General features: G+C 63.4%; 13 protein-coding genes. 8 read left to right on the top strand and 5 right to left on the bottom strand.

The features are described 5' to 3' along the window. Positions 1-447: 447 nt before the first annotated feature. The 4 genes from MTX19_RS13975 (at position 448) to MTX19_RS13960 (ending at position 2128) form a co-directional block, all read left to right on the top strand. Positions 448-819, top strand: coding sequence for a hypothetical protein (locus MTX19_RS13975; RefSeq protein ID WP_280976983.1), 372 nt, complete (start codon positions 448-450; stop codon positions 817-819). 6 nt (positions 820-825) lie between these two features. After that, the gene (locus MTX19_RS13970) at positions 826-1083 is read left to right on the top strand and encodes a DUF5985 family protein (protein WP_280986027.1); all 258 of its coding nucleotides are present in this window, start codon (positions 826-828) and stop codon (positions 1081-1083) included. After that, positions 1083-1355 carry a DUF5985 family protein gene (locus tag MTX19_RS13965; protein ID WP_280984092.1) on the top strand — a complete coding sequence of 91 codons (273 nt, stop codon included), beginning with the start codon at positions 1083-1085 and terminating at the stop codon, positions 1353-1355. The genes MTX19_RS13970 and MTX19_RS13965 overlap by 1 nt, the downstream gene beginning before the upstream one ends. Positions 1356-1894: 539 nt before the next feature. Next, on the top strand, positions 1895-2128 hold the full coding sequence (locus MTX19_RS13960) for a hypothetical protein (protein WP_280984091.1): 234 nt from the start codon (positions 1895-1897) through the stop codon (positions 2126-2128). 628 nt (positions 2129-2756) lie between these two features. Here the strand turns inward: MTX19_RS13960 and MTX19_RS13955 are convergent. After that, a complete protein-coding gene (locus MTX19_RS13955) occupies positions 2757-6539 on the bottom strand; it encodes a tetratricopeptide repeat protein (RefSeq protein ID WP_280984090.1) in 3783 nt (1260 codons plus the stop codon). 244 nt (positions 6540-6783) lie between these two features. Here MTX19_RS13955 and MTX19_RS13950 point away from each other — a divergent pair, with 244 nt between their 5' ends. After that, a complete protein-coding gene (locus MTX19_RS13950) occupies positions 6784-6972 on the top strand; it encodes a type II toxin-antitoxin system HicA family toxin (RefSeq protein ID WP_280984089.1) in 189 nt (62 codons plus the stop codon). A 44-nt stretch (positions 6973-7016) separates the two neighbouring features. Next, positions 7017-7409, top strand: coding sequence for a type II toxin-antitoxin system HicB family antitoxin (locus tag MTX19_RS13945; protein ID WP_280984088.1), 393 nt, complete (start codon positions 7017-7019; stop codon positions 7407-7409). 87 nt (positions 7410-7496) lie between these two features. On the opposite strand, the gene MTX19_RS13940 is transcribed toward MTX19_RS13945, so the two are convergent. From MTX19_RS13940 to fliL, 4 genes are read right to left on the bottom strand one after another with little or no spacing between them, the layout of a single operon-like run. Beyond that, positions 7497-8300, bottom strand: coding sequence for a flagellar protein FlbB (locus tag MTX19_RS13940; RefSeq protein ID WP_280984087.1), 804 nt, complete (start codon positions 8298-8300; stop codon positions 7497-7499). Then, positions 8297-8764: a DUF6468 domain-containing protein gene (locus MTX19_RS13935; protein ID WP_280976976.1), complete on the bottom strand. Its 468-nt coding sequence runs from the start codon at positions 8762-8764 to the stop codon at positions 8297-8299. The genes MTX19_RS13940 and MTX19_RS13935 overlap by 4 nt, the downstream gene beginning before the upstream one ends. Next, entirely contained in the window at positions 8761-9963 is a 1203-nt protein-coding gene (gene fliM / locus MTX19_RS13930; RefSeq protein WP_280976975.1) for a flagellar motor switch protein FliM, read from the bottom strand. The genes MTX19_RS13935 and fliM overlap by 4 nt, the downstream gene beginning before the upstream one ends. A gap of 18 nt (positions 9964-9981) precedes the next feature. Further along, positions 9982-10470: a flagellar basal body-associated protein FliL gene (fliL, locus tag MTX19_RS13925; RefSeq protein WP_280984086.1), complete on the bottom strand. Its 489-nt coding sequence runs from the start codon at positions 10468-10470 to the stop codon at positions 9982-9984. Between the two features lie 381 nt (positions 10471-10851). On the opposite strand from fliL, the gene flgF reads away from it, so the two are divergent. Together flgF and flgG are read left to right on the top strand one after the other, a co-directional pair. Continuing rightward, on the top strand, positions 10852-11616 hold the full coding sequence (flgF, locus tag MTX19_RS13920; protein WP_280984085.1) for a flagellar basal-body rod protein FlgF: 765 nt from the start codon (positions 10852-10854) through the stop codon (positions 11614-11616). A gap of 14 nt (positions 11617-11630) precedes the next feature. Continuing rightward, positions 11631-12419, top strand: a complete 789-nt coding sequence (flgG, locus tag MTX19_RS13915) for a flagellar basal-body rod protein FlgG (protein WP_280976972.1) — start codon at positions 11631-11633, stop codon at positions 12417-12419. The last annotated feature ends 1 nt before the right edge of the window (position 12420 follow it).

The following is a 12420-nucleotide window of genomic DNA, read 5'->3' as shown; positions in this document are numbered from 1 at the left end:
TCAACTTAGGTATGATCCGGCCTTCGAGGGTCTCGCGACAGCGCGCGGTCAGCTCTCTATGTACGCTACCGTACCTTCTGTGGCGACGATCTAGCTAATGGGAGAAAATCCGCTTTGTGTCATAGTCGAGCATCCGAAGCGCAGGTGCATGATGTCAGACTATGAATCCGTGATCGCCGCAGTCGAGGAAGCCCAGCGACTCCTGGCCGTGTACGATGAGGCGACTTCCAGGAAAAATCAGGAAGACCTAGTTGCGATGCTCCAGTTCATCTTGTGTGATCCATCCGTTGCCCTCGCGGTGAGACGATTGAAAAGCCGATCGCGCCTGAGCCTGGTTGAGTGATGCAACAGGCATGCGGCTTGAAAGCGCGTGCCTGATCGTCTCGGCTCAATCCAATCTTGGATTCCTGATATGCGGTCGAGGTGACGCTCGCCCGAGGTCGCTGAATGTCCAAAGCACCAATGCCAGAAGAGGTCCGGGATTTGATTGTAAGACATATCGATTCCGTGGCTCAACTCGAAGCGCTTCTCTTCTTGCACGCACGTTCAAGCGAACAATGGGACGCCGCTTCCGTGGCCAAGCGGCTCTATGCGCCTCCTTCGGATATGGCCGCAGCCCTGGCTGGGCTCGCCGATGACGGATTTCTCGTGCGAGATGGCGGGCAATATCGCTATGCCCGGCGTTCGGATCGAGACGCCGCCGTCGAGGCGCTCGCAGAGGCCTATGCGCATTACCTGATTCCCATTACGAATCTGATCCACTCAAAACCCCGCCATATCCGAACATTCTCGGATGCGTTCAAGTTCCGGAAGGACTAGGAAGCTATGGCCGCGGTGATCTACAGCTTGTGTGCGATCACCGGAGCGCTGTGCACTTGGTTGCTGGTTCGCGCGCATCTGCGGACGCACTCCAGGCTTCTGCTGTGGAGCTCGATCTGCTTCTCGGGTCTTGCACTGAACAACGTCGCACTTTGGGCGGACAAGCTGGTGCTTCCCACGACGGATTTTTCAGTCTTCAGGATATCGATCGGCCTGCCGGCAACGCTGGTCCTGCTGTATGGGCTGATTTGGGAGGAGCGTTGATGACACACCTCGCCGACGTTCTCTCAGGCGCCGCCTCGATGGCCTCTCTGGCCGTCGCCCTGTTCTTTCTGAAGTTTTGGCGACGAACGAGAGATACCTTCTTTCTAATTTTCGCGGCGGCTTTTGCCATCGATGCCATATCGCGCTTCGCGCTGGGAATGAGCCAGGTTTCCGATACGACGGAGCCCATGTATTTATTGCCGCGTCTGGTGATGTTCGGACTTATCGTGGCAGCCATCATCGGCAAAAACGCGGAGCGCAGCGGTCCCTGAAGCAGACGCGCTGGCTGCCGGATCGCAATGCGTCGTCGGCATGCCGGGTAATCCCGATTATCGGTATCGTGCCGATCGTTTCTTCCAGACGGGACGCGTCCGGTCACCTTGGCCGCGCGCCCCTGGTCTTGCTGTAGCAAGCGTCCATGCTTTGCGTTGTCGAAGGCCGTCGTGTACAAAGTCGGTACGATAACGTACGGCTCCGCGGATCGGTTGTCTTTCAAAGTTGCCCTGAGTGGGAGGGAAGTGATTGTTATGCGCGGGGGCGATTCGTGGACACTTCAAGAGAAATTGCATTGCGGTTGCCGCGCGCATACTGCGAGTTCTGTACGACGAGGACTCCGCACGTCCACGAACGGTTAGCCATCAACGGAGTTCAAGTAGCACGCTCGGTCTGCTTCATATGCAAGAGAGAGCGGCCAAAGGAACAACCGCACGAGCCGCGGTCGTAGCTTGCCACTGCACGGATGGGCTGGCGCCGATAATTTTCGGCGCGCGGCATCGGCAGTAGCCGTCAGGCCGAACAGGGAGAAGCGCTCATGGCCGCGAATGTTTTCGACGAGCATGAAGGTCGCGTGAGGTTCATCACCGCGATCGCCATGGAGGTGAAAGCCCTCACTTTGAGCGAATCCGGTGACGAGCCGGTCTCGATGACCGATCCAGATGCCGAAAAGTTGGTTTATGCCAGGGCTTACCAAGCCTGGGCCGATTGCAAGATCGAAGGGACGGCAGACGACATATATGAAGCAATCCAAGAGGTGCTGGACGCCTGAAGAAAATGCGCCGTGGCGAGCGACATCTCATGAGGACTGTCATCCTCGGCGTGAAAACAGAGAAGCAAGGACCGCAACCTTGCGCAGGTTCCTGAAGGCACTTGACACCTGCCGGCTGTCGCGTCTTGATTCAGTTCAATGTAGGTGAGCGGCCGTTGTCTCTCGCCGAGCCGAACATTCGAGTTCGGTCTCTGCAACGAACTGACGCCGCCTATCGAAACAGCGTAGTTTGGCGCACAAAATCGAGCGATGGCGGAGAGAGCGTCAGTCAATCCCCATTGAAAGATCAAGCATTTTCGACTTTCCGGAGCCGAAACCCACCAATTGAGCTACGGCCAGAAATAGAGTTTTCGCCTGCCGCAAAGGGTCGAGTAGAGGCGGCGATCGCTCGCCGCCGACCGGGTCACCGGAGGCGGTCGCCCGCCCCCGGTTCCCACAGAACGTGGCGTGCGGATTTCCCGCACCGACGCTCTTCGACAGTTGGTTCACAGCACTGCAAGCGCCTGCAGCTCCCGATAAGGGAGGCGCAGCTTAGGCTTCAGCAACGGTGTCCGTTCTTTGATTTGGTTGAAGGCGTCCCAAGTGAGGCGTCGGCCTGCCCAGCTGCGACTGCGCAGCATGGCGCGCGCTAGCGCGAGGCGCTGGCGCGCCGCTCGCCCTTGATGGCCGTCAAGGCGCTCACCGGCGCGGCCTTCGCCTTGTCCAACAGCGATCCGGTCGTGACCGGGTCCGGCAGCGGCGCACGGGCGGTGGCGTCGGGGAAGCGGGTCTTCATCTCGCGGATGAAGCCGTCCAGCGTGTCGACGCTCGCCGCCATCCTGGCGATCAGGGCGAACTCCGCGCTCGAGGTCGCAACCGGCTTGCTGGCGGTGTCGAACGCCAGCTTGTCGGCCTCGCCCGACATCAGTGGAGCGTATTTTTCGCGGAACCGCGCCAGGCCGATGGCGTCCTCGGCCAGCGCGTAGCCGACCACGGCGCGGATGATGTCGGCCTTCTCGGCGGCATTGAGCGGGGTGAAGTCGCGCCAGCGGTCGCCGTAATACAGTTCGATCTGCTCGGACGCCTCGCGCCAGCGCCGCGCCGCCCAATAGATGTCCGAGCGCAGCCGGATCGCCTCGCGGCCGGTGATATTCGAGATGATGTCGAGCGCGAGGTCGTGGCGACCGACGTCGCTCTGCGCCCGCGCCTCGAGCAGCAGCCGCTGCTGCCGCAGTTCGCCGGACAGGTCGGCGATCCGCGTCGAGCGCAGCGCGGCGATCGCGCGATCGGGCTTGCGGTTGGTCAGATACACCATGGCAAGGCGCGCGGCGACCTGGGCGCGTGCCGCGCCTTCCAGCCGCTTGTCGACCTGGTACTGCAGGAGGTCGGCGGCCTGGTCCAGCAGGTCGACGCCGACGAGGCGATCGGCCAGCCGACGGATCATCTCGTCGCCGCGGCGGCCGATCGGGGTCAGCTCGCGATATTCGTAGAAGGTGCTGAGCGCGTCGATCGGCGACATCTCGTCGCCCTTGGGGCCGAGGAAGAGCTGCACGAACAGCGCCGATGCCGCATCCTGCGCCTGCCGCGACTCCGGTGCATTGGGCTGCAGCCGCGTCGCGGCGCGGCTCACGGCAAAGGCATCGGCATAGCGTCCGGTGTCGGCATAGATCTTCGACAACACGAACAGCGTCTTCAGCTCGATGCTGTCGCCGCGCCACGTCATCGACAATAGCTCGAGCTCCTTCAGCACGTCGTCCTGGCCGATCTCGCCGCGCTTCTGCCGCAGCAGGGTTTCGCGCAGCTTGCCTTCGGCAGCCGCCTGACGATCGGAGGAGATGGCTGCGAAGTGATAGGCGTCGAGCGCATCCTTCTCCTGGCCGAGGGCTTCGGCCAGCCGGCCCTTCAGCACCGCCGCTGCGGGCTTGAGGTCGTCGGGGACGCCGACCACGTCGAGGTCGCTCTTGCGCCGCGCGGCGCCGGCATAATCCTTGACCTCGAGCGAGGCCTTCATCGCATTCATGGTGATGATGCGCTGCAGGTCGGACGGCAGCGTCGCCACCGCGAACTCCACGTTCTTGAACTTCTCGCGCGCCTCGACCCATTTGTCCTCGCGCGCGAAGGCGAGCCCCTTCCACAATTGGGAATCGTAACCGTTTCCGATCACCGGGCTGGCGAGATCCTTCAGGCCCTGTGCCGGCCGGCCGATCAGGATGCTCGCGATGGCGTGCACCATCACCATCGCCGGCGTCTCGTTGCCGCGCTTGCTTTCGGAGAGCATCAGATTGGTGACGGCGTGGGCTTCCTCATACATGCCGCAGGCCATGTAGAAGTCGGCGAGATCGAGCCGCGCTTGCGGAAGCTGGTCGGCATTGGCCGACGCCGCGGCGGTAATCAGGCTGTCGAGCCGGTTGAGGAAATTCTCAGATCGGTTCTTGTGCCATTCGTCGATGTCGAACAACGGCTTGACCGCAGCGGTGGCGCGCTCGGCGGCGACATCGGCCGACGACAGCGTCAGCCCACCGGGACGCCCCAGCGTCACCTTGTCGTCGCCGACCTCCGCCTTCACGTCGTCGGCATTCGGACGAACCACCAGGCCGTGGATCGATTCCAGCAGCGACAGTTCGACGAAATCCTGCCGCTTCAGTATGCCGCGGGTCGGCGGCGGCGCGGTCACGACCCAGAGCGTATCGCCGGCATCGGGATCGACCAGTCTGTGGAATTGGCCGGGATTGGCGAGCGGCACGCTGACATTGGCGAGCGCGGGCTCAGTGATGTTGCGCACCACCGTGAGCGGCAGCGGCGGCTTCTGCACACGATCGGCGAAGGTCAGCGTCCAGCTGACGCCGCGCGAGCGGTCATCGCTCTCGAGCGACGGCATCTGCGGCCGGTTAAGGCGGAAGCGCACCGCCTGGCCCTTCTCCAGCGGAGACCGGGTGACATCGGCGATGATGGAGCCGCCCTTGGCGCGGATCGGATCGACGTCGACCGCGTCAGGCGTGTCAAACACTATCCACACGGCATCGGCACGGCGGAACAGTGCAGCCGGAGTGGCCGCGGGGAACGAAAACGTCACGCGCAGCCCGTCGCTGTCGCGCTGTGCCTCGACCGAAGGCTTGCCATTCGCACGGGCCTCGGAGGACGGCGGCGGCACCGCGGCCGCCTTCGGTATCTGCACGGCAGCAGTCGCCGGCTTCGGCGCTTCCATCGCGGCTGCCGGCTTCGCGTCCTCCGGAGGTGCTGCCGCGCCGTCATGCGGCGCGGCCGGCGTCACCACGTTCTCGGCAGCCGGTGCTTTCTCCGCCGGCGCGGCAGCAGCCTTGGGTGACTCCGACTTGGGCGGCTCAGACTTGGCTGGCTCAGATGTCTGCTGTTCGGTGTTGCCCTGCTCCGGCTTGGCCGGTTCGCCCTGCGGCTGCTCGGATTTCGGCTGCTCGGGCTTGATCTCGATCTTGGCCTGTTGCGCGATGCCTTCCGAGGTCACGGGCGGGATCGCGGCCGGCTGTTGTGGCATCGCGGCTTTCGGCTTGCCGCGCGGTGCGGGCATCAGCGCGGTGAGCGCAGGCTTTGCCTGCGCCTGCTGGTCGCTCTGCTGGAAGGCGACATCGACGATATAGTTCTTCTCGTCGCGGAACGAATGCACGTCGACATCGCCGACCAGCGTCATGTCGACCGCCGACGTATCGGTATCTGCGCGCGCGCTGATCGACGCGACATTGGGGGGCGCGGCGATCTTGGCGTCGGCGAGGTCGAAGGTCAGCACCGCATTGAAGGACAGCGTCAGCTTCTGCTCGTTCAATACGGAGGACACGCCGACACCGTCAGGAACCTCGAAGACGAAGCGGACGAAGGTGGGCTGCAGCAGCGCGCGGACCCGCACCGGCGGCCGCTTTTTCGCGGCATCGGCCGCGCGCTGCAGGCGAAGCAGGCGCTCGGCGTTGCGGGCACGCTCGGCGAGCTCGCGGATCACCTCCTGCGGCAGCGGCGGCGGCGGGCCGGTCCAGCTGTCGGGCAGGAAATCGACGAAGATGCGCTCGCCTGCGGTCATGGTGTTGATGGTGACGCGGCGCGCCAGCGACAGGCGGATTGCCGAACCGTCCGGATCGCGCCGTGCCGAGCCGACATAGTCGGGCACCGCATCCGACAGCTTCTCGACGGGGATGTCGACCGGGCGCTTGAAGCGGATCACGATGATCGAGCCCGCCGTCGTCACCTCGGCATCGACGTCCTCCTTCAGCTTGAGCACCAACCGGGCAAACCCGTTCGCGGCGGAGAATGTCGCCTCACCCGGCACGGGCACCGGATCGTCTGCGCGCGCGGCGCCTGACGATGTGAGAGCGGCAACAGCGAGGCCCGCGGTCAGCAGACACAGACGCGCAGCCCGCGTCCAGGCGCGGCTCAGCGACCATGTTCCAGCGGCAGCCGTTCGCGCCATCTCGAAACGTCTTCTTAATGCCTTAACGATGCCAGCGCGAAGCGCCCTCGCCCACGCGTCCCGATCTTGGATTGGCGGCGTTAAGGAGCTGTTAACGTCAACGCATTGCGAACACCCGTATCGCGGACTGGGAAAAAGCCGGGGACAAGCAATGAAAGCCGCCTCGCCGTTTGAGTAGGTTTATTGCTCGGCCAGTGTGTATTTATGTGTTGACAATGAGCATACTGTGTGTATAAATACACACATGAGGTCGACGGACATCATCAAGGCCCTGCTGGCCGATGGTTGGAGACAGGTCACCCAGAAGGGTAGCCACGTTCAGTTCAAACACCCAACCAAGCCGGGCCGCGTGACAGTCCCTCACCCGAAACGGGATATCCCTGTTGGGACCTTCAAGAGCATTGAGAAGCAGTCCGGCCTGAAACTGAAATGACATCGCATAGAGAGGGCCAACGGCCCGTCCCAAGGAGGGAAACCATGCGACACTACATTGCCCTGATCCATAAGGACGCCGACAGCGATTACGGCGTCTCGTTTCCCGATCTACCTGGCGTCATCACTGCGGGTACTGATCTGGACGACGCGCGCACGATGGCCGCGGAAGCCTTGGCCCTCCATCTAGAAGGTTTGGCCGAAGACGGTGAAGCCGTGCCTGAGCCTTCCTCTCTCGAGGAGATCATGGCCGATGTCGAAAATCGAGATGGCGTAGCCGTGCTCATTCCGGCCCCGTCGGAGGGCGTGAAGAGTGTTCGTGTCAACATCACTCTTCCGTCCGACATACTCAACGAGATTGATCGTCGTGCCGAACAAGAGGGATTCACTCGCTCGGGCTTTCTCGCTCAGGCTGCTAGGAAAGCGTTGACAGCCTGAGCCAGCGTAACGAGGCGATCGCGGTTGGCAACCGGGGTTAGATTTCTTGCGAGCCGCTGTTGATAGACGGAAGAGCTACGTCGTCAGTCAATTCGTCTTCGGTGTCAGCAACCTGCCTTCGATCTTGGGAAGATCGTCAGCCGCTGCCGAGGTGTCACCGCTGGCGCGGCGGGCGAGTTCGACCGTGAGGCGCTCGGCGGCCTCCGGCTGCATCTGGCCGAGGATATCGGACATCTTGCGCGGCTGGATCTGCGAGGCGATCTGATAGAGCACGCCCATGTCCAGCCGGTCGAACACCTTGGCGGCGTCCTTCGGCTTCATGTTCTCATACATGGTGACGATGCCCTTGAAACGGGCGGCCTCGGCCGCGGCCTTCGCCACCGCGTCGGCGTTCGCCTTGGCGTCGTTGGCCTTGGCCTCCTCGACCTTGGCCTCGATGCGCTTCTCGGCCGCCTTCAACAGGCTTTCGCGGATCTCGACCTCGCGCGCGCGCTGATCGAGTTCCTGGCGGCGCGACTGCAGCCGTTCCAGGATCGCGCGCTCCGTCGCCGACACCGGCGCGGGTTGATCCATGTTGACCGCCACACCGTCGGGCTTGGGCGGCGCCGCCGCGGGAGCTGCGGGCTTCGGCGCCTCGTCCTTCTTGGTCTCCTTGTTCTCGACCGATCCCGTGATATCGGAGGGATCGCCCTTGACCTTGTTGTCGGCAGCGACCTTGCTGCCGCCGGGGAAGTTGAAGTTCTGCTGAGCCCACGATTGCCCCGCCGGCTGCGGAGCATCATCGAAGACATAGCCACCATCGAGCACAAGGCCGGCGATCTTCAGCACCATCAGGCCGAAGACCGCGACCAGCACGACGGGCATCACTCTGATGTCACGGAACGACTTCATGCAGCGAGGCCGCCGGCCCTCCTGCGCTCGGTGAAGGCCTCGGCGGCCGCGGCGACGGCGCGCGCGGCGGAGACGCGCGGGGCCGGTGCGACGGGTGCGGGCGCCTGTACCGGTGCCGCCGGCGCTGGCGCCGACGGCCGCGCGGCGAGCGCGATCTTGGACAGGCGGCGCACCACGTGATCACCTTCGGCAAGCTGGTTCTTCAACTGCATCGACATCTGCGTCGCCGCGTCGAGCTGGTTGCCGAGATTCTCGTTGACGTCGCGCACCGCGTGCTTGAGCCCGCCGATCGCCCGCTCGGCGATCTCAGTCGCGGTGATCAGTTCGGCGATCGTCGCCTTCAGCGAATGCTCGTCCGCCTTCAGCCGCTGCAGGCGCTTGTTGAGCAGCCAGCAATAGCCGATCGTCAGCATCAGAAGCACGGCCACCAGGCTCTCGATCGCTAGTCCAAGCACATGACTCATGGTGCCTCCATCATTTTGGTCTGCTCGTCCGCCTTCTCGAACATCGCGAAGGTGGTCTGCGGCTTGCGCAAATTCTTGGTGACGCGGATCGCGACGCGGTCGCCGACGCGGCCCATCCGCCCTTCCGTCAGGGTGACGTTGCCGCAGCGCACCGACACCAGGGAGTCGGCGCGGATCTCGAGCGGCAGCGTGTCGCCGACCTTGAGCCGCATCAATTGCTTTAGCGGAATGTCGGCCTCGTAGAGCACGGCGTCGACCGAGATCTCGGCCTGCGCCACCTCGGTGGCGAAATGGCCTTCCCAGATCGGGTCGCGGCCGAACTTTTCGCCCATGAACATCTGCAACAGGACGTTGCGGATCGGCTCGATGGTCGCATAAGGCAGCAGCAATTCGATGTTGCCGCCGCGGTCTTCCATGTCGATGCGCAGGCGCACCAGGATCGCGGCGTTGGCCGGACGGCTGATCGCGGCGAAGCGCGGATTGGTCTCGAGCCGGTCGATGGTGAAGGTCACAGGCGACAGCGGCCGGAACGCCTGCTCGGCATCGGCCAGCACCACCTCGACCAGCCGCTTGACCAGGTTGGTCTCGATCGTGGTGTAGGGCCGGCCCTCGATCCGCAGTTGCGTCTGGCCGCGGCGGCCGCCAAGCAGCACGTCGATCATCGAATAGATCAAGCTGGAATCGACGGTGGCGAGACCGAAATTCTCCCACTCCTCCGCCTTGAACACCGAGAGCACCGCCGGCAGCGGGATCGAGTTCATGTAGTCGCCGAAGCGCACCGAGGTGATGCGGTCGAGTGAGACTTCGACATTGTCGGAGGTGAAGTTGCGCAAGCTCGTCGTCATCAACCGCACCAGGCGGTCGAACACGATTTCGAGCATCGGCAGGCGCTCGTAGGACACCATCGCGGAATCGATGATGGCGCGGATGCCGGAATGATCGTCAACGTTGACGTCGCCGACGGTGAAGCCGAGGAGGTTGTCGATCTCCTCCTGCGACAAGACGCGCTCGCCGTTGGTGTTCCTGCTGCCGAAGTCGCGGCTGCCGTCCTCGACCATGGCCGCCCATTGCAGCGCCATGCTCTCGGTGAGCTCGTTCTTGGCAGCCTCCGCCGCCGCGGCGACGGGATCCTCGGAATCGAGCGAGGCTTCCCACTGCGCCGCAATGGCGTCCTGGTCCATCTGGTCGTTGCCGGCCATGGCTTTACATCCGCCCTGTCACTGGATCACGACTTCCTTGAACAGCACCGCGTTCACGTGGTTGGGTGCGAGTGCCAGATTGACGCGCTTGGTCAACTCTTCCTTGAGGCGGAACAGGCCGGCGGAGCCGTTGAGGTCGCTCGGGCGCAGCTCGCGCATATAGGTCTGGAACAGGTCGGTGACGCGCGGCAGCGACGGCTTGATGGCCTCGGCCTGCTTCTCTTCCTTCACTTCGAGCACGAGCTTCAGTTTCAGATATTGCACGCGCTCGCCCGGTGCGCCGACCAGGTTGACCAGCATGTCGGGAACGTCGACGAAGGACGGCGGCTTCGGCGGCGCCGCCGCGGCGTGCTGCTCGTCGCCATGGCCGCGCATGAAGAAGAACCATCCGGCCGCGCCGGCACCGACGATGACGAGGAAACCGACGGCGGCAATGATCAGCTTGAGCTTGCCCTTCTTGGAAGCGGCCGCGCCCTCGCCGCCTTCCGTCTTGTCCTCGTCCGCCATCGTCCGCTCGCTTCAATTGAATGATGCGAACGCGATTGCCACCAGCCTTGGCCTGAAGACGCGATACAAATGCCGCCGGTGCACACGCGCCCCAATGCCGGCAACGCTAGGGTAATAATGGTTAACGGAAGCTTAGGATTACCCCTCAACTAGGAAAAAACTGCCGGGCAAGAATGGTCAACAAGACCTTTCTGCCGCCCCTCTCGAGGCCTGGCGGAATATCTAACCCATTCAAACATCATCATATTTCGAGTTGGCACGGCTTTCGCTGAGAGATTGGCGTAACCCACGGGTTTGGGAGAGCCCAAAGGTTAACGACGGTCCGGGGTGAAGGCTTGGGAGAGCCTCTGCAACGGATCACCTCACAGGGGAGAACCGCCGATGCAGAACACGCTTCTGATCGGACTATCGAAGCAGATGGTGCTGGAACGGCAGATCGACGTCGTTGCCAACAACATCGCGAATATGAACACGAACGGCTACAAGGCCGATCGGTCCTTGTTCCAGGAATACCTGTCGTCGAGCGCGCGCGAGAACAATTTCGCCGGCAACGACCGCCGCGTCTCCTTCGTGCAGGACCGCGCGACGTACCACGATTTCTCGCAGGGCTCGACCGAGCAGACCAAGAATCCGCTCGACGTCGCGATCGACGGCAGCGCGTTCCTCGTCGTGCAGACGCCCGGCGGCGAACGCTACACCCGCGACGGCAATTTGCAGATCAACAACCAGGGTCAGCTCGTCACCGCCGACGGCTACCAGGTGCTCGGCAGCTCCGGCCCGATCACCTTCCAGCAGACCGACCACGACATCAGCATCGCCCCCGACGGCAACATCACCGTGATCGAGGGCACCTCCACCCTCGATTCGGTGCGCGGCCGGCTGCGCCTGGTGTCGTTCCCGGAGGCGCAGCGCCTGCTGAAGGAAGGCTCCAACCTCTACGCGCCGGGCGAAGGCGCCGCGCCGGTGGTCGATACCAAATCGGTGCTGCGCCAGGGCTTCATCGAGAAGTCCAACGTCAATTCCGTCACCGAGATGAGCCGCATGATCGAGATCACGCGGACCTACACCCAAATCGCCTCGCTGCTGCAGCAGCAGAGCGACCTGCATAAATCGGCGATCGAAAAGCTCGCCGACGTGCCGACCTGATCGGAGGCTGATCCATGCGCGCACTCTACACCGCTGCGACCGGGATGGCCGCCCAGGAACTCAACGTCCAGGTGATCTCCAACAACATCGCGAACCTGCAAACCACCGGCTACAAGAAGCAGCGCGCCGCGTTTCAGGACCTGATCTACGATCATGTGCGCCGGGTCGGCGCGCAGGCCTCGCAGCAGAACACTATCCTGCCTGTCGGCATCGATCTCGGCGGCGGCGTCAAGACCGTCGGCACGCCGCGGATGATGACCCAGGGCACGCTGTCGCCGACCGGCAACGATCTCGACATCGCGATCCGCGGCGAAGGCTTCTTCAAGATCCTGATGCCGGACGGCACCTTCACCTACACCCGCGACGGCTCGTTCCAGATGGACAACCAGGGCCGCATCGTCAACGCCCAGGGCAACCCGGTGCAGCCGACGATCACGATCCCGCAGAACGCCTCCGGCATCACCATTAACACCCAGGGCCAGGTCTCGGTGACGCTGCCCGGCCAGACCGCCTCGACCACGATCGGCCAGATCGGCCTGACGCGCTTCATCAACAAGGCCGGGCTGAACCCGATCGGCGACAATTTGTTCACGGAGACCCCGGCGTCCGGCCAGCCGCAGGATGGCACCGCCAACACCGACGGCTACGGCGACATGCAGCAAGGCAACCTCGAGCAGGCCAACGTCGAGGTGGTCTCGGAAATCTCCAATCTGATCGCCGCACAGCGCGCCTACGAGATGAACTCCAAGGTGATCTCCGCGGCCGACCAGATGATGCAGTCGACCTCCAACCTGTTCCGCTGAG

Source organism: Bradyrhizobium sp. ISRA464, from assembly GCF_029910095.1.
Lineage (GTDB): Bacteria > Pseudomonadota > Alphaproteobacteria > Rhizobiales > Xanthobacteraceae > Bradyrhizobium.
The sequence above is the reverse complement of the archived record's forward strand: the minus strand, read 5'-3'. Positions and strand labels throughout refer to the sequence as shown.